The 26,355-nt window shown below is 40.5% G+C and carries 39 protein-coding genes; all 39 read right to left on the reverse strand.

The window, feature by feature from the left end; genetic code table 11:
- Window positions 1-9: 9 nt before the first annotated feature.
- The gene (locus tag HMPREF9703_RS01445) at window positions 10-867 is read right to left on the reverse strand and encodes an ABC transporter ATP-binding protein (RefSeq protein ID WP_004634968.1); all 858 of its coding nucleotides are present in this window, start codon (window positions 865-867) and stop codon (window positions 10-12) included.
- The gene (locus tag HMPREF9703_RS01450) at window positions 864-1,907 is read right to left on the reverse strand and encodes an ABC transporter ATP-binding protein (RefSeq protein ID WP_004634970.1); all 1,044 of its coding nucleotides are present in this window, start codon (window positions 1,905-1,907) and stop codon (window positions 864-866) included. The genes HMPREF9703_RS01445 and HMPREF9703_RS01450 overlap by 4 nt, the downstream gene beginning before the upstream one ends.
- 2 nt (window positions 1,908-1,909) lie before the next feature.
- Entirely contained in the window at window positions 1,910-2,983 is a 1,074-nt protein-coding gene (locus tag HMPREF9703_RS01455; protein WP_004634972.1) for an ABC transporter permease, read from the reverse strand.
- Window positions 2,980-3,915, reverse strand: a complete 936-nt coding sequence (locus HMPREF9703_RS01460; protein ID WP_004634974.1) for an ABC transporter permease — start codon at window positions 3,913-3,915, stop codon at window positions 2,980-2,982. The genes HMPREF9703_RS01455 and HMPREF9703_RS01460 overlap by 4 nt, the downstream gene beginning before the upstream one ends.
- A gap of 14 nt (window positions 3,916-3,929) precedes the next feature.
- On the reverse strand, window positions 3,930-5,585 hold the full coding sequence (locus tag HMPREF9703_RS01465) for a peptide ABC transporter substrate-binding protein (protein ID WP_004634976.1): 1,656 nt from the start codon (window positions 5,583-5,585) through the stop codon (window positions 3,930-3,932).
- A 52-nt stretch (window positions 5,586-5,637) separates the two neighbouring features.
- On the reverse strand, window positions 5,638-6,636 hold the full coding sequence (locus HMPREF9703_RS01470; protein WP_004634978.1) for an MsnO8 family LLM class oxidoreductase: 999 nt from the start codon (window positions 6,634-6,636) through the stop codon (window positions 5,638-5,640).
- Window positions 6,637-6,666: 30 nt separating this feature from the next.
- Window positions 6,667-7,689, reverse strand: coding sequence for a lipoate--protein ligase (lplA, locus tag HMPREF9703_RS08845; protein ID WP_004634980.1), 1,023 nt, complete (start codon window positions 7,687-7,689; stop codon window positions 6,667-6,669).
- Window positions 7,690-8,577 carry an SIR2 family NAD-dependent protein deacylase gene (locus HMPREF9703_RS08850; RefSeq protein ID WP_004634982.1) on the reverse strand — a complete coding sequence of 296 codons (888 nt, stop codon included), beginning with the start codon at window positions 8,575-8,577 and terminating at the stop codon, window positions 7,690-7,692.
- On the reverse strand, window positions 8,564-9,394 hold the full coding sequence (locus HMPREF9703_RS01485) for a protein-ADP-ribose hydrolase (RefSeq protein ID WP_004634983.1): 831 nt from the start codon (window positions 9,392-9,394) through the stop codon (window positions 8,564-8,566). The genes HMPREF9703_RS08850 and HMPREF9703_RS01485 overlap by 14 nt, the downstream gene beginning before the upstream one ends.
- Entirely contained in the window at window positions 9,394-9,726 is a 333-nt protein-coding gene (locus tag HMPREF9703_RS01490; RefSeq protein WP_004634986.1) for a glycine cleavage system H family protein, read from the reverse strand. Before HMPREF9703_RS01490 ends, HMPREF9703_RS01485 begins: the two co-directional genes overlap by 1 nt.
- A 146-nt stretch (window positions 9,727-9,872) precedes the next feature.
- The gene (gene truA, locus HMPREF9703_RS01495) at window positions 9,873-10,655 is read right to left on the reverse strand and encodes a tRNA pseudouridine(38-40) synthase TruA (protein ID WP_004634988.1); all 783 of its coding nucleotides are present in this window, start codon (window positions 10,653-10,655) and stop codon (window positions 9,873-9,875) included.
- Window positions 10,656-10,715: 60 nt separating this feature from the next.
- Window positions 10,716-11,513 carry an energy-coupling factor transporter transmembrane component T family protein gene (locus HMPREF9703_RS01500; RefSeq protein ID WP_004634990.1) on the reverse strand — a complete coding sequence of 266 codons (798 nt, stop codon included), beginning with the start codon at window positions 11,511-11,513 and terminating at the stop codon, window positions 10,716-10,718.
- A complete protein-coding gene (locus HMPREF9703_RS01505) occupies window positions 11,503-12,381 on the reverse strand; it encodes an energy-coupling factor ABC transporter ATP-binding protein (protein WP_040376785.1) in 879 nt (292 codons plus the stop codon). The genes HMPREF9703_RS01500 and HMPREF9703_RS01505 overlap by 11 nt, the downstream gene beginning before the upstream one ends.
- Complete coding sequence (locus HMPREF9703_RS01510; RefSeq protein ID WP_004634994.1) at window positions 12,357-13,196, reverse strand: energy-coupling factor ABC transporter ATP-binding protein; 840 nt, start codon at window positions 13,194-13,196, stop codon at window positions 12,357-12,359. The genes HMPREF9703_RS01505 and HMPREF9703_RS01510 overlap by 25 nt, the downstream gene beginning before the upstream one ends.
- Before the next feature lie 129 nt (window positions 13,197-13,325).
- On the reverse strand, window positions 13,326-14,828 hold the full coding sequence (locus HMPREF9703_RS01515) for an amidase (protein ID WP_004634998.1): 1,503 nt from the start codon (window positions 14,826-14,828) through the stop codon (window positions 13,326-13,328).
- Between the two features lie 259 nt (window positions 14,829-15,087).
- Entirely contained in the window at window positions 15,088-15,507 is a 420-nt protein-coding gene (gene rplQ / locus HMPREF9703_RS01520; protein ID WP_004635000.1) for a 50S ribosomal protein L17, read from the reverse strand.
- Window positions 15,508-15,533: 26 nt separating this feature from the next.
- The gene (locus HMPREF9703_RS01525; protein ID WP_004635002.1) at window positions 15,534-16,475 is read right to left on the reverse strand and encodes a DNA-directed RNA polymerase subunit alpha; all 942 of its coding nucleotides are present in this window, start codon (window positions 16,473-16,475) and stop codon (window positions 15,534-15,536) included.
- 67 nt (window positions 16,476-16,542) lie between these two features.
- Entirely contained in the window at window positions 16,543-16,941 is a 399-nt protein-coding gene (rpsK, locus tag HMPREF9703_RS01530) for a 30S ribosomal protein S11 (RefSeq protein ID WP_004635004.1), read from the reverse strand.
- A gap of 32 nt (window positions 16,942-16,973) precedes the next feature.
- Window positions 16,974-17,339 (reverse strand): 30S ribosomal protein S13, encoded by a 366-nt coding sequence (gene rpsM / locus HMPREF9703_RS01535; protein WP_004635006.1) that lies wholly within the window; start codon window positions 17,337-17,339, stop codon window positions 16,974-16,976.
- A 30-nt stretch (window positions 17,340-17,369) separates the two neighbouring features.
- A complete protein-coding gene (gene rpmJ, locus HMPREF9703_RS01540; RefSeq protein WP_040376787.1) occupies window positions 17,370-17,483 on the reverse strand; it encodes a 50S ribosomal protein L36 in 114 nt (37 codons plus the stop codon).
- A 119-nt stretch (window positions 17,484-17,602) separates the two neighbouring features.
- Window positions 17,603-17,821, reverse strand: coding sequence for a translation initiation factor IF-1 (infA, locus tag HMPREF9703_RS01545; protein WP_004635008.1), 219 nt, complete (start codon window positions 17,819-17,821; stop codon window positions 17,603-17,605).
- A gap of 125 nt (window positions 17,822-17,946) precedes the next feature.
- Window positions 17,947-18,591 (reverse strand): adenylate kinase, encoded by a 645-nt coding sequence (locus tag HMPREF9703_RS01550; RefSeq protein ID WP_004635009.1) that lies wholly within the window; start codon window positions 18,589-18,591, stop codon window positions 17,947-17,949.
- Between the two features lie 19 nt (window positions 18,592-18,610).
- Complete coding sequence (gene secY, locus HMPREF9703_RS01555) at window positions 18,611-19,921, reverse strand: preprotein translocase subunit SecY (protein ID WP_040376880.1); 1,311 nt, start codon at window positions 19,919-19,921, stop codon at window positions 18,611-18,613.
- A gap of 10 nt (window positions 19,922-19,931) precedes the next feature.
- The gene (rplO, locus tag HMPREF9703_RS01560) at window positions 19,932-20,372 is read right to left on the reverse strand and encodes a 50S ribosomal protein L15 (protein ID WP_004635013.1); all 441 of its coding nucleotides are present in this window, start codon (window positions 20,370-20,372) and stop codon (window positions 19,932-19,934) included.
- A 36-nt stretch (window positions 20,373-20,408) separates the two neighbouring features.
- The gene (gene rpmD / locus HMPREF9703_RS01565) at window positions 20,409-20,591 is read right to left on the reverse strand and encodes a 50S ribosomal protein L30 (RefSeq protein ID WP_004635015.1); all 183 of its coding nucleotides are present in this window, start codon (window positions 20,589-20,591) and stop codon (window positions 20,409-20,411) included.
- A 13-nt stretch (window positions 20,592-20,604) separates the two neighbouring features.
- A complete protein-coding gene (gene rpsE / locus HMPREF9703_RS01570; protein ID WP_004635017.1) occupies window positions 20,605-21,114 on the reverse strand; it encodes a 30S ribosomal protein S5 in 510 nt (169 codons plus the stop codon).
- A gap of 20 nt (window positions 21,115-21,134) precedes the next feature.
- Window positions 21,135-21,494 carry a 50S ribosomal protein L18 gene (rplR, locus tag HMPREF9703_RS01575; protein WP_004635019.1) on the reverse strand — a complete coding sequence of 120 codons (360 nt, stop codon included), beginning with the start codon at window positions 21,492-21,494 and terminating at the stop codon, window positions 21,135-21,137.
- A gap of 52 nt (window positions 21,495-21,546) precedes the next feature.
- On the reverse strand, window positions 21,547-22,083 hold the full coding sequence (rplF, locus tag HMPREF9703_RS01580) for a 50S ribosomal protein L6 (RefSeq protein WP_004635021.1): 537 nt from the start codon (window positions 22,081-22,083) through the stop codon (window positions 21,547-21,549).
- 48 nt (window positions 22,084-22,131) lie between these two features.
- Window positions 22,132-22,530 carry a 30S ribosomal protein S8 gene (rpsH, locus tag HMPREF9703_RS01585; RefSeq protein ID WP_004635023.1) on the reverse strand — a complete coding sequence of 133 codons (399 nt, stop codon included), beginning with the start codon at window positions 22,528-22,530 and terminating at the stop codon, window positions 22,132-22,134.
- Between the two features lie 38 nt (window positions 22,531-22,568).
- Window positions 22,569-22,754: a type Z 30S ribosomal protein S14 gene (locus HMPREF9703_RS01590; protein ID WP_004635025.1), complete on the reverse strand. Its 186-nt coding sequence runs from the start codon at window positions 22,752-22,754 to the stop codon at window positions 22,569-22,571.
- Window positions 22,755-22,780: 26 nt separating this feature from the next.
- Window positions 22,781-23,320 (reverse strand): 50S ribosomal protein L5, encoded by a 540-nt coding sequence (gene rplE / locus HMPREF9703_RS01595; protein WP_004635027.1) that lies wholly within the window; start codon window positions 23,318-23,320, stop codon window positions 22,781-22,783.
- A 33-nt stretch (window positions 23,321-23,353) separates the two neighbouring features.
- On the reverse strand, window positions 23,354-23,656 hold the full coding sequence (gene rplX, locus HMPREF9703_RS01600; protein ID WP_004635029.1) for a 50S ribosomal protein L24: 303 nt from the start codon (window positions 23,654-23,656) through the stop codon (window positions 23,354-23,356).
- A gap of 33 nt (window positions 23,657-23,689) precedes the next feature.
- Window positions 23,690-24,058, reverse strand: coding sequence for a 50S ribosomal protein L14 (gene rplN, locus HMPREF9703_RS01605; RefSeq protein WP_004635031.1), 369 nt, complete (start codon window positions 24,056-24,058; stop codon window positions 23,690-23,692).
- 40 nt (window positions 24,059-24,098) lie between these two features.
- Complete coding sequence (gene rpsQ, locus HMPREF9703_RS01610) at window positions 24,099-24,362, reverse strand: 30S ribosomal protein S17 (RefSeq protein WP_004635033.1); 264 nt, start codon at window positions 24,360-24,362, stop codon at window positions 24,099-24,101.
- Window positions 24,363-24,398: 36 nt separating this feature from the next.
- The gene (rpmC, locus tag HMPREF9703_RS01615) at window positions 24,399-24,593 is read right to left on the reverse strand and encodes a 50S ribosomal protein L29 (RefSeq protein ID WP_004635035.1); all 195 of its coding nucleotides are present in this window, start codon (window positions 24,591-24,593) and stop codon (window positions 24,399-24,401) included.
- On the reverse strand, window positions 24,583-25,014 hold the full coding sequence (rplP, locus tag HMPREF9703_RS01620; protein WP_004635037.1) for a 50S ribosomal protein L16: 432 nt from the start codon (window positions 25,012-25,014) through the stop codon (window positions 24,583-24,585). Before rplP ends, rpmC begins: the two co-directional genes overlap by 11 nt.
- A 3-nt stretch (window positions 25,015-25,017) precedes the next feature.
- Window positions 25,018-25,674 carry a 30S ribosomal protein S3 gene (gene rpsC / locus HMPREF9703_RS01625; protein WP_004635039.1) on the reverse strand — a complete coding sequence of 219 codons (657 nt, stop codon included), beginning with the start codon at window positions 25,672-25,674 and terminating at the stop codon, window positions 25,018-25,020.
- 6 nt (window positions 25,675-25,680) lie between these two features.
- Complete coding sequence (rplV, locus tag HMPREF9703_RS01630) at window positions 25,681-26,037, reverse strand: 50S ribosomal protein L22 (protein WP_004635041.1); 357 nt, start codon at window positions 26,035-26,037, stop codon at window positions 25,681-25,683.
- A 21-nt stretch (window positions 26,038-26,058) separates the two neighbouring features.
- Window positions 26,059-26,337: a 30S ribosomal protein S19 gene (gene rpsS, locus HMPREF9703_RS01635; RefSeq protein WP_004635043.1), complete on the reverse strand. Its 279-nt coding sequence runs from the start codon at window positions 26,335-26,337 to the stop codon at window positions 26,059-26,061.
- Window positions 26,338-26,355: the final 18 nt, after the last annotated feature.

A 26,355-nucleotide genomic window follows, 5' to 3' on the forward strand; every position in this document is an offset into this window, starting at 1 on the left:
AACCCATGCTTATTGGAGTACAGCATGGGTTTTGGTTATCTGATACCAGTTCAAATGATCTTTACGTTCAGAGGATTTATAATCTACTATTTCTCTTTTTTCTTCTCGAATAGGATCCGCAATGGGCACAGATGAGAGTAAACTTTTTGTATATGGATGTTGCGGATTTTGGAATAACTCTTCCGGTGTCCCTATTTCTACTATTTTTCCTTCCGTCATAATGGCAACTCGGTCACACACATAGGGCACAATTGATAAATCATGCGTGATGAATAAATATGCCATTTTTTCTGTTTCTTTCAACTTTTGGAGTAAGGTCAAGATAGTCGCCTGATTAGACACATCTAATCCCGAAATAATTTCATCGGCAATAAGCACCTTAGGCTTCAGAATGATGCTTCGTGCTAACCCGATACGTTGCCGTTGCCCGCCTGATAGCTCATGTGGATACCGTTCAAGTAAATGCTCTGTTAAGCCTACTTGACGCATACTTTCATGTACTCTTTTTTGCTTTGCTTCTCTAGATAAATCAGGGAAATGAATATTCACACCCTCTTGCATAATCTCTTTAAGTTTCATGCGTGGATTCATCGCTGCTGAAGCATCTTGAAAGACCATCTGAATCGCTTGTTTCTCTGCTTTGCTTCTTTTGTGATTTAATTTTTCTCCTCGGAAGTAGATATCTCCTTTAGTGAGTTTCTCCAGTCCCATTATTCCTCTAGCTAAGGTTGATTTTCCGCTCCCTGATTCGCCGACTAAACCAATCAGTTCGCCTTCGTGAATATGCAATGTAATATTCGAAACAGCTTCAACAGATCCATAATGAATGGACACATCTTGTATTGCTAATAGTGCTTGATTTGTCATTCTGAACCCTCTTTTTCTAATGATCGAAATATTTCTTTTCTTTGCTTGATGTTATCCGACAATTCAACTTGAGGCGCTTTAGGATGAAGTAACCATGTAGCAGCATAGTGCTGCGGATTGACTTGAAAAAAAGGAGGTTGTTGTTCGTAATCAATTTTTAACGCATATTTACTCCGTGGTGCGAAAGCATCACCTTTTATTTGTTGGGATAAATTAGGAGGTACTCCCGGGATACTGAGTAATGTTTGATTCGAATGAATATCAGGAATAGATTCTAATAATGCCCACGTATATGGATGTTGCGGATTATAAAATATATCTCTTTTGCTCCCATGCTCTACCAGTCTCCCGGCATACATAACCGCGACTCGATCAGCCACCCCTGAGACAATGCCTAGATCATGCGTAATAAAAATTATCGAAAATCCTATTTTCTTTTGGAATTTTTTTATTAATTTGATTATTTTGTCTTGAATACGAACATCTAGCGCAGTTGTCGGTTCGTCAGCGATGAGTAATTCTGGCTCGCCACATAACGCGATAGCAATGGCAATTCGTTGTTTCTGTCCGCCTGAGAATTCATGTGGGTACTGTTTCATCCGCAAGTCAACATTATCTAATTCACAATCTGTCAATAGTTGGATAGCTTTTTGCTTTGCTGCTGCTTTCGTTATTGTATGATGTTGTCTAATGGTTTCGATTAGTTGGTGACCAATTGTGAGGGCTGGATTTAAGACCGTCATCGCATTCTGAAAAATCATTGCTATTTTTTTACCCCGAATAGCTTGCCATGTAGTCTGCGAATGAGTCAGCAATGATTGATTATTAAACCTTATATCGCCATCAATGCGTCTATTCTTCTGATCCAGTCCCAAAATTGTCCGTACAAAGACTGATTTCCCTGAACCTGATTCTCCTACAATTGCGACAGTTTCTCGAGGATAAATATCCAAGCTAATCCCTCGAACCGGATAAACCGCTTGTTGATCTTGGGTTATGGTCACTTTCAAGTCTTTTATCGTTAAAAGGGGTGTTGCCATCATTAACCTCCTTCACTCTTCGTATCAAAAGCATCTCTTAAGCCATCAGCTAATAAGTTAAAAGCTAGCATAATGATTGAAATAGCCGCAGCCGGATACCACATTTTATGAGGATATAGCAGAAATGTCTGGTAGCCATCATTAATCAGTGAACCCAAAGAAGCATGTGGTACGGGAATACCCACACCTATAAAGCTCAAAAATGCTTCATAAAAAATAGCAAACGGAATGCCCATCATAATTTGAACGGCCAGTGTTCCCATTATATTCGGTAAAATATGTTTAAAAAGAATGAATAAGGATGATTGACCGAATAACTTCGAGGCCAAAATAAACTCTTCTTCCTTAAGACTGAGTGTTTGATTCCGTACAACTCGCGCTGTATCCATCCAGCTGGTTAAAGCAATGGCTAGTACAACTGAGGTAATAGTTGATTTAAGTGCTAACAATAATAAAATAATCATAACCAAACTCGGTATCCCAAAGAAAACTTCTAGCGCACGTTGCATTAAGGTGTCAATTTTTCCCCCAACCCAACCAGAAATCAGTCCGTAAGAAACACCAATGATGCAATTAATTATCATCGCTGAAAAAGATACAAGTAAAGAGATCCGTATGCCATATATAATACGTGTTAACATATCTCTTCCTAAACTATCTGTTCCCAGTATATAAGCAACTGGGGAGGATTCATCCGACTGATCTAATGATTCATATGCATCAACAACTTCCCCGCCTCGATTAATTCGCTTCCCATCAAACCACGAATAGGATGACAAGCTTTCAATTTTTGGCGGCAAATTAGTATGATTGGATCGCTGCTCAGTAGGCGAATAGTCTGTTAACCACGGGGCAAATAGTGCCACCACTATAAATACTATAATAATGATTAACGACACCATGGCACTTTTTGACCGTAAAAACCGCTTCAATATTCTTTTTTTAGTTGATGTATTGAGAGAATCTGCATAATCAGTTAACTTATTTTCTTGAAAGCTAAAGTCTTCCGAAGACACATGCTTTGTTTGCTGCAATAAAGAATTATTATATGCATTGTTTAATAAGTTCGATTTCATGGAGCTTCCTCCTCTATTAGGTGCACCTTAGGATTGATCGCTGCATGAATAACATCGGTTAAGAAGATCACGCTGATTAATAGGACCGAAAATACAATCGTCATGGCCATAATCACGCTATAGTCATTACTTAAGATCGATTCGATAAATAAATGCCCCATGCCTGGAATTGCAAATATTTTCTCTACAGCAATTGAACCAGTAATTAATCGAGCCGTTACCGGTCCTAGTACGGTTAACATTGGTAACGCTGCATTCGGCAATGCATGGACTAGCATCACTTTAAATCGGGGTAAACCTTTTGCATACGAAAATTCAATGTAATCCGATGACAATACTTCAATCATTTCACTTCTAATCAACCGTGCAGCAATAGCAAGTGGCGTCAGGGAAAGAGCAAGAGTTGGCAAGATAGTTGATCGCCAACCTTCATTCCAAAAGGCAATCGGAAACCACGTCCACCTCACTGCAAATAAATACTGCAAAATAACAGCCAGTACAAAAACAGGTGTTGATCGTCCGAAAATAGCCAGTGATTGCATTAGCGTATCTCCCCAACTGTGGCGATAAATAGCAGAGATAAAGCCCACGCCTATCCCTGCTATTGTTCCGACTATTATCGATTGGATGCCTAATTGTAGTGAAGGCCCCATTCGACTTGTAATCATATGACTTACCGCCGCATTATTTTGTTGAAAAGACAGCCCAAAATTCCCCCGTATCATTTGATTCATATAAATAATATATTGTTTATACAATGGTTCATTCAGGCCATAGTTTTCGTACATTATTCGGATCTGTTCATCTGTTAGATGGGCTTCTGTTGAAAAAGGTGTCCCTGGCATGCTATGCATCAAAAAGAAGGTTATCGTAATGATGATCCATATGGTAATCACTGATATACCGAATCGTTTTAAACAATATTTAAACATGCCTACCTCGCATTCTATTGATTCAATTTCACATTTCTGAAGTATAGATAGCCGCTGACTGGAAGTGTTTCGAAGTTTTCAATCTCAGGATTTACTAGATAAGATCGTTGATTCTGGTGTAATGTTGAATTACTCGCATCTTCATACACCTTTAGTTCTTCAGCTTCCATCATAATATCACGACGTTTACGCGGATCTGTGCCAAAGTCATATTTGGCTTGATCTAATAATTCATCATATTTTTCATTGCTATATTGGGATAAGTTAATGCCATCGGTGTAGCTCCACTCTAAGACTGCAAATGCATCTGGCAAGAACGGTGTAAGCGTGTAGTAAGCTAAATCCCAGTCCTCTTTCCCTAGACGTTCATACAATGACATTAGTGGCAATTGTTCAATATTAACTGAAATATTTTCCAAGTTATTTTCTAATTGTGATTGAATAAATTCCGCAACTTGTGGATCTTGACCATCTTCAGACACAACCATCGTCAACTCTGCTGATTCAATGTCTAACTCTTTAAATGCTGCATCTAGTTCTTCTTGAGCTTTGGCTGCATCAAAGTTATAATAATGTCCGGCTTCTTCACGGAAGTCAACACCCTCAACATTTTTATCTAACTCATATGGTACATACCCAGTTACTGGCAATGATCCATCTGCTAGAATATTTTCTGTCAATTCTTCACGATCAATCGCATAAAACAATGCTCGACCAAAATGATCATTAGCGGTAATATCTACTTTTTGGTTCGCTTCCATATTCCCTGAAAAAGTGGTTAGATCCTGAGCAAATCCTTCATGTGATTTAAACTCTGGTACAAAGTCAGGGGTCAATGTTGCAAAATCTAATTGACCACTTTCATATAATTGGACGGCAGTTGATGTTTCTGGGACTACTTTAAAATCAATTTGATCAATATCAACTGATTCATGATCATAATAGTTCTCATTCTTCACAAGAGACCATTCAGAAGCAGAGGTTTGCCAATTTTGAATTTTGTAAGGTCCTGAAGCCATAAAATTATCAGCGCTCGTTCCATAATTCTCCGCACCGACTTCATTATAAAACTTTTCTTGAATCGGAGCCCAACGTCCTCCAGACATATCATAATCAAAGATAGCTGATGGATATGCCAGGTGCATAACTAGTGTTTTGTCATCTGGGGCCTCTACCCCTAGTTCTGACAGCTCCATTTCGCCTGCTCTAATTTTATCAGCATTTACAATAATTTCGTCTGAAGTTGAAGGATACACAGCTGATTCTGGATCAATACTACGTTGAATTCCAAATACAAAATCGGCTGCAACAATTGGGTCCCCATTTTCCCAGTAGATATCATCGCGTAAGGTGAATGTGTGCGTTAATCCATCTTCACTTTCTTCATGCTTAGCTGCTAGCCCTAATTCTACCTCATTGCCATTACCCGTTTTTCGATACATATTCTCAGTAATATTCAAATACATATTAGTTGTCGGTAAGTCATATGTTGATCCATCTAATGTAGATAATTCCGTTTTTGACTCAAACGTCACAACCTTTTTATCTTCTGTTGATTCAGTTGTTTGCTCTGCAGATCCATTATCTGTCCCGCCTGTCTCGGTTCCACATGCGCCTAATAGCAATGCTGAACTAAGTGCGACTACCAATCCTTTTTTGAATAATGCCATTATATATTCCTTCTTTCTGATATTTAATTTTTAATCTTTATTTAGTGTCGTCCTATAACTCCATCTCAGCCAAGGCCTCCAAAGTATATCGGCGCTTATCTTCGCCTGGAATAAGCGGGACAATGAGGAGTTCATCCGCATCGGTTATATCGATGAGTTGTTGTAATTGTTGTTGAACATCTGTGGGAGTACCGATAATTGCTTTATTCTTGTTCTTCTGAATACGGTCCTTATCTTCAGCACTTAGTTTATATTGAGCAGCTGTTTCCACAGATGGAAAATGAGTAAATTCACGATAATCATGCTTCCCTAACATCCACACATCGAGTGCTCGCTCTAGTTCAGCAGCTTCTTCTTCAGTCGATGCCACAGCTACGGACAGTGCAATACTGACAAGTGGCTTCTTTAAGAAGGGAGAGGGCTTGAAATGATAACGGTAAGTGTTAATGCCATTTTGCACGTAGTCCATTCCGACTAAGAATTTCCCATAGACATAGCCTAAGCCAAGCTTTCCTGCTTGTTGTGCTGTTGAGGGAGAGCCCGTGGTTAAGACAAATGGAATAGGATTAGCCTTAACATTCGGGTGGACAACCATATCACTAAAGCGGTGGTCTTCGTCCGTATCATTTTGTAAGTAGTAAACTAAGTCAGCTACTTGCTTTTGATGGTCTACTTCACTTGTGCGGTATTCATTCAATGCTTCGCGAGCAGGTTTTACTCCTGGATTGTTCCCTAAGCCTGCATCCACACGATCAGGGAAAAAAGCAGTTAATGTTTTTAAGTTTTCGGCTACTTTCAGCGGACTGTAATGTGGTAACATAATGCCACCCGACCCAATACGAATCCGTGTTGTTTGGTTTAACAAGTGCATCATAAGCATTTCAGGTGCACTCGAGGTAAACGCCGGTACATTATGATGCTCAGCCACCCAAAAACGGTGATAGCCTAAATGTTCAGCTAGCCGAGCACGCTCTACCGTCTGAGCAAGTGCTTCTTCTGAGGTTTGGCCTTCATCACGAATGCCGTAATCTAAAATCGACAGTAGTGTCATTGAACTTCCTCCATTCATACAATGATGGTTTTAACTTAAAATAAGATCCACTAATTGTTCTGGATTGAGTGCCCCAAAATATTGCTCAAACTCTAGGCCGTGCAAAGCTTCCAGTAAGTCTTCGCGTTCCGTCCGCGTACCAATCAGGGCTTGTTCAACTTCTGAAACATCTCCCTTAGAGAAGAAATCGCCATAAATCTTGCATTGATCGATACGGCTGGCTTGGATCGATAGGGATACCTCAATTGTACCGACATCGAATCGTTCACTTCGGTTATATTCATATTGAGGAGCTTGACCGTATACCCAATCCCAATTGCTATATTTTTCTTCGACTAACTGATCGATAGCTGCCCAATCTTCATCTGTTAAGATATAACGCTTCGCTTCCGCTAAATCATCTACCTGAAGTAATTCTTTGAGCATTAAGTCCTTAAATTCCATATTCGTAACATCTTGATACTTATCTGCCAAGTGTGGACGAATATTGGTCACGCGAGCACGAACGGATTCGATCCCTTTTGAGATTAACTTCTGACGATTTGGTGTCAAACTCTTCACCATCGCTTCCGGATCAATATCCAATAATAGTGAAAATCCGCCATACAAGCGATCTCCCACCGGCATCATTGCTGCTCCGGATACTTTTTTATCATGAATAACTAGATCATTCCGGCCTTTTTGATCGATCTCAGTTACGCCGAGATTTTTTAAGGCTGCAATCGCTGGGGCATAGAATTGCTTGTAGTCTCCAACTAGGCTATCTTCAAGAGGCAACAGGAAACAAAAATTTACACTACCATTGTCCAAATAAATTGCTCCGCCTCCCGTATCACGGCGCACAACAGGCATATTATGCTCTTCTAAGAACTGTTTACCTACTTCTTTTTCGGGGTTTTGGAAGCGACCAATCTGGACATGGGGGTCACATATATACGGGAAGATAAGGGCTTCGCCTGGTTTGATATGTTTTTGGGCATATACTTGAATAGCTAAGGAAGTTGCCCCATCTGTCATAAACTTACCATCACGAATTGGTTCTACTAAGTACATTTACTTCTCTCCTTTGATCTGATTAGCTTGCGTTAATGTTTGTTGGATATCATCTGTTAAACGAATCGTTCGCTGACGGATTGCTTGTGGTAATCGATAACGCTTCTGATTCATAGGTACATAAATGGCTGCTGGGTTAGATTCAGTACGGTCAGTAAATGGCTGCTTAATAAACTGTGGTGTGGTAAATCCAACTCCAATTTCTAAATACAATACTTGACCAGTTTCATGCTGAGCAAGGAAAGCTTCATATCGCTCCAATTGAGCATAGAAGTCCGCATCTTCTACCATTCCTTTTTCGGCGTTGCGCTTATTCACTTCAAGATAAGCGCCGCACCGTGGGCAATAAGGAATCAACTCATATGGAATCGTCATCTCAGACTGTTCTGTCACCATTTGGCGGATTAAGTCATCTTTCCGATATGTCTGAGCATGGCAGAACTGACTACACTGCATTAAGCCGTACTCGCCCTGGATATGAAAGACTTTTTCCGGATCATAATCAGCCACCCAAAAAGCATTATCCGCATTTGTCGTAATAATGTGATATGGCTTATCCGCTAGTAAAGACTTCAGCGCTAAATATGATGGTCCGACAGGTTGATCCAAGTAATTCAACGCAATGAAGCGACTCTGGAATGCCCAGTATTCCGTAATACTCTCATAATCATATAAACTCGCCTGGAGCATATCAATTAAGCCATACTTCTCGATAAAATCGGCAAAATGATCAGTAAAGCGCTCGCCACTGTATAAAAAGCCGTCCGCCGCTGACATCCCGGCTCCAATCCCAACCACCACCGCATCAGCTTCTGCTATTAATTCGCATAGCTTCTCAGCTTCAGACTGATGGGGTAAAATCTCAGCTGTCCATTTATGTTGTGTCATCTGAATCATCTCCTTTCGCCGTTAAAAGTCGTTCGTATATTTCTTTATCTTTATCCGTAAAGACATTAAATACTACCTGCATCGGTTCGGTATGTTTTGCTAAAAATGTTGTGACTTCTTGAATAGCGATTTCGGCAGCTTCTTGTTGAGGAAATCCAAACTCACCTGTTGAAATACAACAAAAAGCCAGACTAGTTAACGATTGTTCTGTCGCTAACGACAGACATTGCTGATAACAATTAGCTAATAAATCCCGATGCATTTTGCCTACTTGCTTCCCTTGCACATTCGGCCCTACTGTATGAAGAACATAATTGCTGGGCAAGTTGTATGCTGGGGTTAATTTTGCTCGTCCAACGGGTTCTTTTCGCCCTTGTTCTTGGATTATTTCGTGACAATCTTGGCGCAGTTGAATACCCGCCTTGGAATGAATCACGTTGTCAATACAATTATGTCCCGGCAAATAACAACCTTCTAGCTGACTGTTGGCTGCATTAACAATCCCATCAACGACTAAAGCTGTTATATCTCCTTGCCAGAGATAGAGTTGTGAGCCATTCTTGAACTCACGTATAGACGTTAGGGCTGCCAGTTCAGTTGTTGGCTGGTTATACGCACCTAATACCTTATTTTGTTGCGCAATCCACTCATCCGGCATGGGAGCAGGTGGGCGGACATTGACTAACTTGCGATAACAGTGAAAATAATCATCCATTGTATGCAACTCGGGTAATGGTCTATTGCTCCCATAATGTGCTTGCCACAAGGGGTGAATGACCGCTTCCCAGGTTGCCTGTAGGGTTGTTTGATCTTCCATTATTCGTCTTCTAACGCTGCAAATTCAGCTTCATCAACATCGGTCAACTGAATTAACCAGTTCTCAGCTTCATCAGCAGAATTCAATAAGTTAGGTTGATCAACTGCTGCTTCATTTTTGGCATGTACCGTGCCACTAATTGGCGTTTTCAGTTCAATAACCGTTTTCGAAGCTTCTAAAAAGAGAATGAAGTCTCCTTTTTTCAATGTGTCTTCGAAATTGTACTCAACAAACGCCACGGTCCCTACATCATCTTGCAATTCAGGGGTCATTCGAATCGTGTAAATATCATCTTGTTTTTCTACAAATAAATAATTTCCAATTTTTCTCATAATTATACTCCTTTTTATTCCTATCTGATTGTAACTTATCCATAATTTACTCGTCAATAGTCGGTAGAAGAACTTCAACTTAGTTCGTTAAAAAACCGTTAACATTTAGTGATTTATGATTGTTTTGAGACGTATTCTAAGCTAAATTAATCAATATTGTTTTCTAAAAAATGGTCTGAGTATTCTGCGTCTTTATAGTAAACTTCCACCATTTTCAATCCTACTGGTGAAGCAGTTCGACTGGCAGCTTGACGCTCTTTTGCTTGCAGTATGTCAGGGATTGCATCTGGATCCAACTTACCATCCGACACATCGAGCAGCGTCCCCACCATGATTCGAATCATATTGTACAAAAAACCACTCCCGCTAAAACGCAAAATATAATCTGTTCCTTCTTGAATTAAGCACGCTTCATAAAGTTCACGCACGCGACTATCCACTTCTGCATTGACCGCTGAGAAGCTCGTAAAATCATGTTCTCCTTTAAAATGCTCTAGGGCTTGCTTAATGCGTTCAACATTCAGTGCATGCGGATGATGATACGCGTACAGTCGCTTGAATGGATCAGCTTGTTTACCAGTATAGAGCCGATATTCATACATTTTCCCACAAGCATCATACCGTGCATGAAAAGTGTCAGATACTCGCTCCACTTTTTGAGGGACAATATCGGTGGGCGTATTCGCATCGATCGCTCGCAACATTCCCTCCTCTGAAATATAAAACGGAAAATTAAAATGACACACTTGTCCCGCCGCATGCACACCGGCATCCGTCCGCCCCGCTCCATGAATACGCACAAATTCACCCTTCGCAATCCGCTGAAGGGCTTGTTCAAGTTCTCCCTGAATTGTCGGTACATTCGGTTGTACTTGAAACCCACTATAATTCGTCCCATCATACGCTACAGTTAATTTATAACGTTGCATCAAGATTTCATCCTTTCTCAATCGAAAAGAGCCTGCACTAAGCAAGCTCTCCTGTCTTCTCTATGTTCTAAAAATAATAAGGAAAATAGCCATTGCTAGATAGACCCCTAACAAATACGTATCGCGTCGCTGCCAAGTAAGCTGACGAAATTTTGTTCGGCCTTCTCCCCCTTTATATCCCCGTGCTTCCATCGCTGTTGCCAATTCCTCTGCTCGGTTAATCGAGCTAACAAATAGTGGAATCAACATAGGAACAATGGATTTCATTTGGTTATACAAATTTCCTTCCCCAAAATCGATTCCACGGGCACGTTGAGCATTCATAATTTTCTCCGTCTCATCCATTAATGTCGGCACAAAACGCAATGCAATACTCAACATCAACGCAATCTCATGCACAGGCACCCCAATCTTTTTACCAGGATGTAATAAATATTCGATCGCTTCGGTCAAACTCATGGGCATCGTTGTCAACGTCAATAAAGTTGTCATAAAAATAATCAAGACAAATCGCATGAAAATAAACGCCCCATTGACAAGACCTTCCTTAGAAATAACAATCACCCACCAACTGAACAGTACATTATCCCCTGCTGTAAAGACAACTTGCAATAATACTGTAAATAAAATTAGCCAAATTAACGGTTTGACACCATTAATAAAGAAACTTAACTTGATATCTGACAAATAAATACCGAACCCGACAAACAAAGCCAGTCCTAAGTAAGTAATCCAGTTGTTAGCCAAGAAAATAATCACGACAAATAATATGGTGCTCAATAGCTTTGCTCGTGGATCCAGTCGGTGAATAAGTGAATCTCCCGTCACATATCGCCCAAAAATTAGTTTATCCATCATGGTGATCACCTACCTTCTTCAGCGTTGTGGCTAATTGTTCCGCCAATTCTTCCGTCGTCAGAGGCAAGTAATCAAACTGCCAATCATATTGTGCTTGCAATTGGTTGGCAAGTTCCGTTGCACTCGGTACACCCAGCTGTAAGCTAGACAACCAGTCTGATTCTGCAAAAATTTCACGCGGATCTCCTTGGCGGCGCACTGTCCCGGATTCCAACACGATTAAATGATCCGCATATGTTGCCACATCATCCATCTGATGCGTCACTAAGACAATGGTTAAGCCTTGTTCTTTATGTAAGCGATAGAACATATCCATAATTTCTTTTTGCCCACGTGGATCTAACCCGGCTGTCGGCTCATCCAGTACTAATACTTCCGGCTCTAAAGCCAACACCCCTGCAATCGCAACTCGGCGCATCTGTCCACCTGATAGATCAAAGGGTGACCGCTCCATGAAGCTAGCATCTAATCCCACAACTTCTAGGAGAGCTTCTGCCTTCGCTAATGCCTCTTCTTTCTCCATACCGAAGTTACGCGGACCAAAAGCAATATCTAAACCCACCGTCTCTTCAAATAACTGAGCTTCTGGAAATTGAAAGACAATCCCCACTTTTTTTCGCAATGGTTTTAGCTTCTTATTCTCGCTATCGGGCGTAATTGTCCGATCCCCAATTTGTACTGTCCCTTCTGTCGGCGTCTTCAGTGCATTCAAGTGTTGCAAGACCGTTGATTTTCCACTACCAGTATGACCAATCAGTGCAGTATATTTCCCAGTCTCAATCATTAAATTGACATCATAGAGCGCCCGACTTTCGAAAGGAGACCCTATTTGATAAGCATATCCTACATCTTGGAAACGGATGTCCATAACCAATCAATCAACCCTTCTTTTGTTAAGTAATTATCTGGCACCTTAATATTCTCTTGTGCCAAGGCTTGCTTCAACCGCTCAGGAAACGGTACATCAAGTCCATAAGACATTAAATTCTTCGTCTGCGAAAAAATAGCTTCCGGTTTATCGTGATCAATAATCTGACCACCCTTCATGACTAAGACACGGTCACTCGCTGCAGCTTCATCTACATCATGTGTAATAGAAAGCACCGTTAAATTCTCTCGCTCTTTCACTTCTTTCACCGTCTGCAAGACTTCTCGACGCCCGCGTGGATCCAACATGCTTGTCGCTTCATCTAGAATCATAATCTTGGGCTTCAAGGCCACAATACCAGCAATCGCTACCCGCTGTTTTTGTCCACCTGACAGACGAGCAGGTTCTTTCTCAGCGAAGTCAGTCATGCCTACTTGAGCGAGAGCATGCTCGATTCGCTCAATCATCTCTGGTCGTGGTACACCCAGATTTTCCAGTCCAAATGCGACATCATCTTGCACGGTAGCACCGACAAACTGATTATCTGGATTTTGAAACACCATCCCAACACGTTGGCGGATATCCCACACATTTTCCATCGTTAAGTCTAGCCCATCAACTTGAACACTTCCTTCTTGAGGAGCGATCAAGCCATTTAAAGTTTTCGCTAGAGTGGACTTCCCCGATCCATTGGGCCCCACGATACTCAACCACTCCCCCTGCTTAACGGAGAAGGATACATCATTCAACGCCAAGTGGTCATCATCTATATTATATTTATACTTTATATTATTCACTGTAATGATATCTGACATACTATTAACTCCAATATTCTAAGCTATAAAATGGACACTCAATGCCTCAATATTACCAAAAATAGCCTCTTAATACAATCTTAATCAGCTTTTTCAAGCTAAAATGTGTGCTATTCATACTCTATTTAACTAATTATGATTTTCTGCTGGCTTATCTAATCTTTCAATATCGGTCTGTAAGTGTCCCGCTTCTTCCAATTGTTGCGCTAGTTGCAATAATCGATATTCCTTCCCTTTACCCGCCCAGAAGTGTGTGCCGATTGGGTAGCCATCTGACGTCATAAATAGGGGCAGACTAATCGCAGGTTGACCGGCAATATTTTGGCTAAAAGCATATCCCATATAGTCATGTCCTTTTTTATATATTCGCATAATAAGCTCTTCTATAGCTTGCTCTGATAAATGTTCGGCTTGTTCCATCTCCTGCTCATAGGTACTGTATCCAAACTGTTCATGCTTTGGTGCGGGCCCATCTGTAATAGGTGTCAATGCTAGATCATAATTAGCCATAAACTTTTCGCGTTGTACGGTATATTGATCCCAAAAATTCAATATACTGGATAATTCATACGCTGGAATTTTTTCTCCTGCTTTATACATCACCCAAGTCATTGGTTCCATATCTTGCATAGTTAAGCGTCGTCCTAGTGAGTCTTCTATTTTATGGAACATCTCAGCAGCGCCGATACTCGTTACCTTATAATAGGTTCTCAATAACTTCTCATCATCTGTATTAGGAGCAACCTCGATTAATTCATGCCCCAGTGCTTCCAATAAACGAACAGCTTTTGTTATATTATCTTTACTCGTCTTCGAAACGGTAGCCCCGATAGGAGACGTATAAGAAAAGGCAATTTTAAGCGGTTGATCAATTGGTTGTAATCTATCTTCTGATAATAAAGGAAGGTTAAACGGTGCTTCAACTTGGTCAGCCTCTAATGTTTTCAATAAAGTCCATGTGTCTCTCACTGAACGAGTTAATGCAAAGTCAACTGCATTCCCATGACCCCTTCGATAGCCACTTGGTCCCACAATAATACGTCCACGAGAGGGTTTCAGTCCAATTAAGCCACTAAAACTTGCAGGCAAGCGAATACTCCCACCACCATCACTCGCCATCGCAATAGGTACAATTCCTGCTTTTAACGCCGCCGCTGCCCCACCACTAGATCCTCCTGCATTACGTGTTAAATCAAACGGTGTACGAACATGACCCGTATAGGTTGAATCACTAATCCCTTTAAAGGCAAATTCCGGTACATTGCTACGTCCCACAATAATAAAACCCGCCTCAATAACACGCTCCACAAAATAATCTGTTGTTTCCGCAATATTCTGGTGAAGTAATTGTGATCCACTAGTCGCTGGAAAACCTGCCTGTTGTTGGCCCACATCTTTCAATAAGGTGGGAACTCCATAGAATGGCGGTAAAGTATGTAATTTATCTTTGTTCTCATCCAATACTTGAGCACGTTTTAATGCATATTCCTTTTGGACATGGGTCACCGCGTTAAGCATAGGGTTTAATGCCTCAATATTCGCTAATGCCCGCTTCACTAACTCAACTGAGGTCACCTTATCCTGCTTAATTAGATTAGCATAATAAGTTGCATCTTTTGTAAATAAATTCATCGCAAAACTCCTTCTTCTGAATCAAATACCCTCATTATTATGACACATTGATTGAGTAATCAAAAGAAATACAACTCATTTTATATACAATATTGTTTAATGAAAATTATGTATAAAAAAAGCACTTTTGATATATGGTGTTTTCCTAGGAGGCAATCCCCCTAGGAAAACTAGAGCTAGACACTTGGTTACTTAACTCTCATTAAGTCCCATCATCATAACGCTCCATACATCGTAAGTGTTTCATCAAAACTTAAGATTATTCTTCTTCAGCTTCTTGTTCTGCTACTTCGCCTTTTTCAACGAATTCTAAAATAGCCATCGGTGCACCATCTCCGCGACGAGGTTCAGTGTTTAATACGCGAGTGTAGCCACCGTTACGGTTTTCGAATCGAACAGCGATATCATCGAACAATTTTTGAAGTGTTGACTGTACGATGATTTCATCTTCTGTTTCGCCGACTTCAGCTAATTCATTACGCAAGAAAGCTGCTGCTTGGCGTCGTGCGTGTAAGTCACCACGTTTACCAAGTGTGACCATTTTTTCAGCTAGTCGCTGTGTTTCTTTTGCGCGAGTTTTTGTCGTCTTAATACGGTCATTAATAATCAAATCAGATACTAAATCACGTAACATAGCTTTACGTTGTGAACTTGTACGTCCTAATTTGCGGTATCCCATAATTGTATCTCCTCCTTCGTCTTAAATTATTCTTCTCGTAAGCTTAAATCAAGCTCGGCTAATTTGTTTTTCACTTCTTCCAGTGATTTACGTCCAAGATTTCGAACTTTCATCATTTCTGATTCAGTTTTACCAGTGAGCTCTTGTACGGTATTAATACCTGCTCGCTTCAAGCAATTGTATGAACGTACAGATAAATCAAGCTCTTCGATAGTCATCTCAAGCATTTTTTCCATCTGTGTTTCTTCTTTTTCTACCATGATTTCAGCATCTCGTGCTTCTTCAGTTAGATTAACAAAGATATCTAAGTGCTCAGTCATGATTTTCGCTGCTAAGCTCAAACCATCTTCTGGTGAAATAGATCCGTCTGTCCATACATCTAATGTTAGTTTATCGAATTGATCTTGTTCGCCAACTCGCGTGTTTTCTACATTATAGTTCACGCGTTTGATTGGGGTATAAATTGAATCAATCGGTAGCACTCCAATAGGCATATCATCATGTTTATTGTCTTCAGCATCAACGTAACCACGGCCACGTTCTGCTTCCATACGAATATGCAGATGTCCACCTTCAGATACGGTGCATAAATATAAATCAGGATTCATAATCTCGACATCGCTATCGTGAATGATGTCGCCAGCTGTCACTTCAGCTGCTCCTTCAATATCTAATTCAATTGTTTTTGTTTCTTCAGTGTGGAGCTTTAAAGCAAGTTTCTTCAAGTTCAAGATGATCGCTGTGACATCTTCTACCACACCATCAATGGCTGTAAATTCGTGCAAAACACCATCAATTTGAATGTTTGTCACGGCAGCACCAGGCAGTGATGATAATAAAATACGGCGTAATGAATTACCAAGTGTTGTTCCATACCCACGTTCTAGTGGATCGATCACAAACTTACCGAATTTTCCATCTTCGCTGACCTCAACTGTTTCAATAACTGGCTTTTCAATTTCAATCATTTGGTCCTTTACCCCTTTCAAAACGTTGTCAACGTCATAGTCTGTTCATTACATTGCAATATTATGATTAGACGCGACGACGTTTTGGAGGTCGGCATCCGTTGTGTGGTACAGGTGTTACATCTTTAATTGCGGTAACATCTAATCCAGTTGCTTGTAGTGAACGAATAGCTGCTTCACGACCGCTTCCTGGGCCTTTAACTGATACCTCAACAGATTTCATACCATTTTCCATACCACCTTTAGCAGCTGCTTCAGCCGCCATTTGTGCAGCGAATGGTGTTGATTTACGAGAACCTTTAAATCCTAATTGTCCCGCAGATGACCATGAAATAGCGTTCCCTTGAACATCTGTAATCATTACGATAGTGTTGTTGAATGTTGAACGGATGTGAGCTACACCATGCTCAATATTCTTTCTCTGCTTACGTTTACGTGAACGTTTTGGTTTTCTTCCTTTAGCCATGAAAATACCTCCTTACTTTATTTAGTGATTAATTATTTTTTCTTACCAGCAATTGCAACCGCTGGGCCTTTACGTGTACGTGCATTGTTTTTAGTTCGTTGTCCACGAACTGGAAGACCTTTACGGTGGCGAATACCTCGGTATGAACCAATTTCTTTCAATCGCTTGATGTTTTGGTTCACTTCACGGCGTAAGTCACCTTCGACTTTTAATTTGTCGACTTCAGCACGAATCGCGTCAAGCTGATCATTCGTCAACTCATTGACACGTGTTTCTTCCGGTACGTTCACTGCTGCTAGAACTTTTTGAGCAGTTGTCTTACCAATTCCGTAGATGTAAGTTAATGAAATAACAATGTGCTTATCTCGTGGAATATCTACTCCAGCAATACGAGCCATAATTTAACCTCCTTTTTATTTAGCGTTTAATTAGCCTTGACGTTGTTTGTGTTTAGGGTTTTCACAAATCACCATAACTTTACCGTTACGACGAACAATTTTACATTTGTCACACATTTTTTTGACGGATGCTCTTACCTTCACTTGTATAACCTCCTTTTGTATCTAGGTTCAACTAAATTCTGACACCGCTGGAAATAACTAACAACAGCTATTCCTTGAGGTGTCTATCACCTCGTTTTACCAAGTGCGGAGTCTATCGATTATTTATAACGGTACGTAATGCGGCCTTTTGTAAGATCATATGGCGACATTTCGACTGTTACTTTATCTCCAGGTAGAATTCGAATATAGTTCATGCGGATCTTACCCGAAACATGTGCAAGAATCTCGTGATCATTTTCTAATTCTACTTTAAACATTGCATTGGGTAAGGTCTCAACAACGACACCTTCTACCTCAATAACGTCTTCTTTTGCCATGGATGTTTTCCTCCTTTGACATCTGTCACATACAAATACACGTAAGTTCATAAACTTACTGTAATTTTTTCATTTGAATTGACACTCTTATCATGGTAACACAAATGACGGATGATTACAAGATACTAATCTAGGATCTGTTGGATGTCAGCAAATACATCATCAGGTGCTTGCTGACCATCAATGATACGAAGAATTCCTTTTTCTTGGTAGAAATCTACCAGGGCATTCGTCTGTTCTTCGTTAACTTCAATCCGTTTTTTAACTGTTTCTGGTTTGTCATCATCACGTTGATGGAATTCCGTTCCCCCACAAACATCACAAACACCATCTTCTTGCGGTGGATTGTAAAGTTTATGGTAAGTTTCTCCACAATTAGAGCAAATAAAACGACCAGTTAACCGCTCCATTAGAATGCTTTTATCTACTTTAATGTAAATTGCTGCATCCAACTGACGATTTTGGTCAGATAAAATCTGCTCAAGAACTTCCGCTTGTGGAATAGTTCGTGGAAAACCATCGAGTAAGAAGCCATCTGTTGTGTCATCTTGATCTAATCTCTCAGCCACAATGCCATTGGTTACTTCATCAGGGACAAGATCGCCAGCATCCATGAAACTTTTTGCCTTCTTGCCGAGCGGTGTTTCATTTTTCATGGCCGCTCGGAACATATCCCCTGTTGAAATATGAGGGATATCGAGAGCTTCTTGAATGCGACTTGCTTGTGTTCCCTTACCGGCACCGGGCAATCCTAATAGATATAAATTCATCGAGCTCCTCCTACCTTTGCTACGTTTTCAGTTCTTCATACGGATGAATAAATCCTTTGTACTGATTTTTACTTAGTAATCCTTCCAGTTGACGCATGGTATCTAGACCAACTCCAACCACGATTAGAAGACTAGTTCCACCGAGAGATAGAGAGGATGGTAAATTCCATAAGGCTGATGCAATCATCGGTAGTACGGAAATTACGCCAAGGTAAACGGCTCCCACTGTTGAGAGGCGAATTAGCATATAACCAATATACTCCTCTGTTGCAATACCTGGTCTAACACTTGGAATATACGCGTTTTGTTTCTGTAAATTCTCAGCCACCTTCTCCGGATTAATCTGGATAAAGGCGTAGAAATACGTGAAAACAATAATTAACAAGGTATAGAATGTTGCCCCGACTGGATCACTTAAGTTAAAGACACGGCTAGCGATTTCATACCAAGTTTGTCCTTGGCTACTGGTCGCAAACGTATTTAGAATGATTTGCGGTGTCATAATGAATGAACTCGCAAAAATAACAGGAATAACACCTGCTGAGTTTACCTTAAGTGGCAACTTGGCATCACTAGCTGACTGTGCTCGTTTAGAATAACGAACAGGGATTTCACGCTTAGCGTTTTCCATCCAAGTAACGAAGATGATTAATCCAATAATAGCTAACACAACAATTGCTGTGAAAATTAGCGATTGTGTTAATTCATCGCCCGCATTCTTAATCTGAACGTTGTAGAACTCTCGAATATCTTGTGGAATTGATGAAACAATCCCGGCAAAGATAATAAGAGAGGTTCCGTTACCAACACCATGGACAGTAATCATCTCACCGAGCCACATCACTAACATTGTCCCCGCCGTTAAAATAATTGCGATAGTAACAAATGTCGCTGTTGTTTGTGAACGGACGAGTCCAAATCCTGATAAGGCGTTAAACCCATAAGAGATTCCTAGACCTTGTAAAAAACCTAAGGCAATTGTCGCATAACGCGTGACATTGTTAAGTTTCTTTCGTCCTACTTCACCCTGCTCAGACCATTCCTTAAATTTTGGAATAATGTCCATCTGCAAGAGTTGAACGATAATGGAGGAGGTAATGTAGGGGGATACCCCTAGTGCAAACACAGAATACTGTGACAACGCACCCCCACCAAACATATCCAACAAGTTAAAAAGTCCACTTTGTTGAAGTTCATCAAGTGCCGAAGCATCGACGCCTGGCACTGTAATATGCGTTCCAATTCGGAAAACAAATAACAATGCTAGTGTAAAGAACACCCGACTTCTAACTTTCTTTTCAGTGAATGCCCCTTTAATTATATTGAACATTCCCATAGTCTTAGACCACCTCTACAGTTCCGCCGTTGTTCTCAATTGCTTCTTTCGCACTATTAGAGAATTTGTGTGCTTTCACTGTTAGTTTTTTCTCGAGTTTTCCTCGACCTAAGATTTTCACACCTGATTTTACTTTTTTGATCATACCGACCTCTTGTAGTAATTCTGGTGTTACTTCAGTTCCATCATCAAAGTTATTTAATTTCTCAAGGTTAACAACCGCGTACTCTTTACGGTTAATGTTTGTAAATCCACGTTTTGGCAATGTTTGGAAGAGTGGAGTTTGACCACCTTCAAAGCCTAGACGTACACCACCACCAGAACGAGATTTTTGTCCGTGCTCACCACGGCCAGCTGTGTTCCCTTGTCCACTTGATGGACCACGAGCAATTCGTTTTTTAGAATGACGTGAACCTTCTGCAGGTTTTAATTCATGAAGTTTCATAAATCTGGCACCTCCTTTTATTAATTTAAAAAATAATTAGTCTAATTCTTTTACTTCTACTAAGTGTTGTACTTTGTTGATTGCGCCACGGATTGCATCATTGTCCTCTTGAACAACTTGAGAATTCACTTTCTTAAGCCCTAAAGATTTAATGATTTTGTGCTGAGTTTGTGGACGGCCAATCAAACTTTTTTTCAGCGTAATTTGTAAGTTTGCCATGAATGGTCCACTCCTATCCTAATAATTCTTCTACAGATTTACCGCGCAATTTCGCAACATCTTCAGCTTTTTTCAGCTTAGTAATTCCATCTAGTGTTGCACGAATCATGTTAATTGGTGTGTTTGAACCGAGTGATTTACTTGTAACATCGGCAACACCAGCTAATTCTAAGACGGCACGAACAGGTCCACCTGCTGATACTCCAGAACCGGCTACAGCTGGTTTAAGCATAACGCGTCCACCACTGTGCGAACCAATAACTTCGTGTTGAATTGTTGTGCCAACAGTTGGAACGTAGATTAAGTTTTGTTTCGCGTCATCAATTGCTTTACGGATCGCTTCAGGTACTTCGAGTGCTTTACCTGTTCCTAATCCAACATGGCCTTCACGATCGCCGACAACGACTACCGCAGCAAAACGCATGTTACGTCCACCTTTAACAACTTTTGTTACTCGGTTAATCTCAACAACGCGATCTTCTAAATCTAATGTTGCTGGATCAATGTGTTGATTCTTTACCATACAGTTTCTCCTCCTTTATCTTAGAATTGTAATCCATTTTGACGAGCAGCTTCAGCGAGTGCTTTCACACGTCCGTGGTATTTGTATCCGCCACGATCGAAAACAACTGTATCAATGTTGTTGTCTTTGGCACGCTTAGCAACTAATTCGCCAACTTTTGAAGCTTGATCAACTTTTGTACTGTCTTCTGAGACTTCCTCATCTAGACTAGATGCACTTGCGAGCGTTACACCCTCTATGTCATCAATTACTTGCGCATAGATGTTTTTATTCGAACGAAACACGTTCAAACGTGGGCGCTCTGCAGTACCAAACATATCTCTACGAATACGTTGATGGCGTTTTTTACGCACTTTATTTTTGTCTGGTTTTGTATTCACAATGTCACCTCTTTATTTTAAGATTCTATAATTTAATCGGCTATACTAGGTATTATTTCCCAGTTTTACCTTCTTTACGACGAATGTGTTCGCCAGCGTATTTGATTCCTTTACCTTTGTACGGCTCAGGTGGTCTTACTTCACGAACTTTAGCTGCAAACTGTCCTACACGTTCTTTGCTTGCACCTTTTACAATAATAATTGTATTTTTAGGTACTTCGACTTCGATTCCATCTTCTGGTTCGAATTCAACTGAGTGTGATAGACCGACGTTTAATACAAGGTTTTGTCCTTGTTTTTGAGCACGGTATCCAACCCCAACTAATTCAAGTTGTTTTTGGAATCCTTCGTGCACGCCTTCAACCATGTTTGCAACAACCGAACGAGTAGTTCCGTGCTGAATTCGCGCTTCTTTACTATCATCTGGACGTTCACATACGATTTCATCGTCTGAGATATTAAGCTTAATGATTTGGTTCAGCGTACGAGTTAATTCACCGTTTTTACCTTTGACTGTTAATTCATGTCCGTTAAGTGTTACTTCAACACCTTCAGGAATTGCAATAGGTTTATTTCCGATACGACTCACTGATCGGCACCTCCTTGTTAGTTTTTTAAGTTCAACATTACTATTATCTTACCATACGTAAGCTATTACTTCGCCACCAATGTGCTTGCTGCGAGCAACTTTATCTGTAACAACACCTTCTGATGTCGAAACAATTGCTATTCCTAAGCCATTTAGGACTTTTGGTACGTCTTGAGCACCAGCATACACGCGTAACCCTGGTTTAGAAATACGCTTAATCCCAGTGATAACACGTTCGCCCTCTTGTCCATACTTAAGAGTTAGCTTAAGCACGCCTTGTTTGTTATCTTCAATATATTCAACATCGCGAATGAAACCTTCATCTTTTAAGATGTTTGCGATATCTCTTTTTAAATTTGAAGCTGGAACTTCTACTGTTTCGTGACGCGCTTCATTAGCATTACGAACACGAGTTAGAAAATCCGCTGTTGGATCTGTCATGACCATTATCTAGTCGCCTCCTTTAATCGTGTTATTTTCTTAGTTTACCAACTTGCTTTTTTAAGGCCTGGAATTTGTCCTTTATATGCTAATTCACGTAGACAAATTCGGCATAATTTAAATTTACGGTACACAGCATGTGGACGTCCACAACGTTCACAACGAGTATATTCACGAGTTGAAAACTTCTTAGGCTTCTTCGCTTTTTCGACTAATGCTTTTCTAGCCATAGTTTTTCATTACCTCCTAATGTGTGTTATTTCTTAAACGGCATTCCCATTTGTTTTAAGAGCTCGCGGCCTTCTTCGTCTGTTTCAGCCGTTGTTACGATTGTAATATCTAACCCACGAACTTTGTTGACGTCATCAAAGTCAATCTCTGGGAAAATTAATTGTTCTTTAACTCCTAATGTGTAATTTCCACGTCCATCGAATGATTTTGGACTTACTCCACGGAAATCACGAACACGAGGCAATGAAACTGAGACTAATTTGTCTAGGAATTCGTACATACGTTCTCCACGCAAGGTAACTTTTGCTCCAATTGGCATCCCTTCACGCAAACGGAATGCAGCAATTGATTTCTTCGCGCGAGTAATGACGGGTTTTTGCCCGGCAATTAAAGCCAATTCCTCAACAGCTTTGTCTAAGTTTTTTGTGTTAGAGACAGCATCTCCAACGCCCATGTTCAAGACAATTTTGTCCACTCTTGGGACTTCCATCACTGATGAGTAGTTAAACTTCTCAACTAATGATGGTGATACTTCATTTTTAAATTTTTCACTAAGGCGTGACATAAATTAGTGTCCTCCCTTCTTAATTTCTAATCTTTAAATTGCTTCACCTGTTTTTTTAGCATACCGTACTTTTTTGCCATCTTCAAATCTAAAGCCTACGCGCGTTGGTTCACCTGATTTAGGGTCAACCAATTGAACGTTAGAGACGTGAATTGGCGCTTCAGTTTCGACAATTCCACCTTCTGATTCCATTGATGGACGGGTATGTTTTTTAGCAATGTTTAAGCCTTCAACGATTACACGGTTTTCTCTTGGAATGGCTTTAAGAACCGTTCCTTGTTTACCTTTTTCTTTACCGGTAATGACTTGAACTTTATCTCCTGTTTTTATAAACATTTTTAGCGCACCTCCTTTTGACTTATATTTGAACTATAGAACTTCTGGAGCTAACGAAATAATTCTCATAAAGTCATTGTCACGTAGTTCTCGAGCAACAGGTCCGAAAATACGTGTTCCTCGTGGTGCTTTATCTTCACGAACGATGACACAAGCATTTTCATCAAATTTGATATATGATCCATCTTTTCGGCGCAAGCCTGATTTCGAACGAACGATAACCGCTCGTGCAACATCACCTTTTTTAACAACGCCGCCGGGTGTAGCATGTTTAACAGTAACAACAACTTCATCCCCGATATTAGCTGTTTTTGCTCCTGATCCACCGAGTACTTTAATAACAAGTACTTCGCGGGCACCAGAGTTATCTGCAACTTTCATACGACTTTCAGTTTGAATCACGTTAGGATCCTCCTTTCAACCTCATACATTATTTTGTCGATTATAATACGACAGCTTCTTCAACAACTTCAACTAGACGGAACCGTTTTTCTTTAGATAACGGACGTGTTTCCATGATACGAACGATATCGCCTTCTTTTGCGATATTCTTTTCATCATGTGCTTTTAGTTTAGTTGAGTATTTCATACGTTTTTTATATTTTTTGTGTTGTTTTTGGGTCGCAATCTCAACAGTGATTGTTTTGTCCATCTTGTCTGAGACAACTTTCCCAACATACTGTTTACGTTCTTTACGCTCAGTCATGTATATCCTCCTTTGGCAAAACTCGAGTCAACTGACTTACTGCGCTAATTCAGCTTGACGTAAGACAGTTTTCACACGAGCAATATTTTGGCGAACTTTCTTAATTCGTGACGTGTCTTCTAATTGACCAGTCGCCAATTGGAAGCGCAAGTTGAATAATTCGTCTTTGAACTCTTTCTCTTTGTCTTTCAATTCTTGATGAGATAATTCTCTTAATTCATTAGCCTTCATGTGCGTCACCACTTTCTTCACGAGTTACCACACGTGTTCTCACTGGTAATTTCATAGAAGCTAATCGTAATGCTTCGTGTGCAACCTCTTCGGATACACCACCAACCTCAAACATGATTTTACCACGCTTGACGGGAGCAACCCATTTTTCAGGGGCACCTTTACCAGAACCCATACGTACTCCGATTCCTTTAGCTGTTACTGATTTGTGTGGGAAAATTTTAATCCATACTTTCCCACCACGTTTCATGTAACGTGTCATTGCAATACGAGCTGATTCAATTTGTCTATTTGTAATCCATTTGGAATCAAGTGATTGCAAGCCATATTGACCGTAAGCAATCTCTTTTCCACCTTTAGCTTCACCGCGCATTTTTCCACGGTGCTCACGACGATATTTTACACGTTTAGGTACTAACATCGATTATTTTCCTCCCTTCTGATCTTCTTCAATTTCAGGAAGAACTTCTCCTTTGTAGATCCACACTTTTACACCGATTTTACCGAATGTTGTGTCTGCTTCGACATTAGCATAATCGATATCAGCACGAATTGTGTGAAGTGGAACAGTTCCTTCTGAAAAACTTTCTGTACGAGCCATATCTGCTCCGTTCAAACGTCCCGCAACTTGTGTACGGACCCCTTCAGCCCCAGCACGCAATGCACGTTGGATTGCTTGCTTTTGAGCGCGACGGAATGAGATACGGTTTTCTAATTGTTCAGCAATACTTTTCGCTACAAGTGTTGCGTCCATATCTGGTTTTTTCACTTCGATGATATTAACGTGAACACGTTTGTTCGTCAAGTTGCTTAATTTGTTTCTTAATGCATCAACTTCTGATCCACCTTTACCAATAACCATTCCTGGTTTGGCTGTGTGAATGGAAACATTGATTCGGTTAGCTGCTCGTTCAATTTCAACGCGTGAAACACTTGCTTCTTCAAGATCTTTTGCGATCAATTCACGAACGGCTAAGTCTTCATGTAGTTTATCTGAAAAGTCACTATCTGCATACCATTTAGCATCCCAATCTTGGATGACGCCGACACGCAGACCGTGAGGATTTACTTTCTGACCCATTCTCTATTAACCCTCCTTCTTCTCTGATACCACAACTGTAATGTGGCTTGTTCTCTTGTTAATACGTGAAGCGGCACCTTTCGCACGTGGACGGAATCTCTTAAGAGTTGGTCCTTCGTTCGCGTAGGCTTCACTTACAACTAAATTTTCAATATTCATGTCAAAGTTATGCTCAGCATTTGCAATAGCTGATTTCAAGACTTTCTCTACCGCTTCGGCAGCACCTCTGTTGGTAAATCGAAGGATAGAAATAGCTTCTGCTGCATCTTTTCCTCTAATTTGGTCAACGACGAGTCTAACCTTTCGCGGAGCGATGCGAACCATTCGCGCTGTTGCATGAGCTTCAGTTCTGGAACTTGCCATGATTTATTCCTCCCTTCGCGATTAAAATTTCTTCGTCACTTTTTCAGTTTTGCTGTGACCTTTAAATGTTCTGGTTGGTGCAAATTCACCTAATTTGTGCCCAACCATATCTTCTTGAACGTAAACTGGTACATGTTTGCGACCATCGTATACTGCAATGGTATGTCCTACAAAATTCGGGAAGATTGTAGAACGGCGTGACCATGTTTTGATGACACGTTTGTTGTCTGAGTCCATTGCTTGTACTTTTTTCATTAAATGCTCATCAACAAAAGGTCCCTTTTTCAAACTACGAGCCATGAATTGCCCTCCTTTTGG

Source organism: Dolosigranulum pigrum ATCC 51524 (genome assembly GCF_000245815.1).
GTDB classification, from domain to species: domain Bacteria; phylum Bacillota; class Bacilli; order Lactobacillales; family Carnobacteriaceae_A; genus Dolosigranulum; species Dolosigranulum pigrum.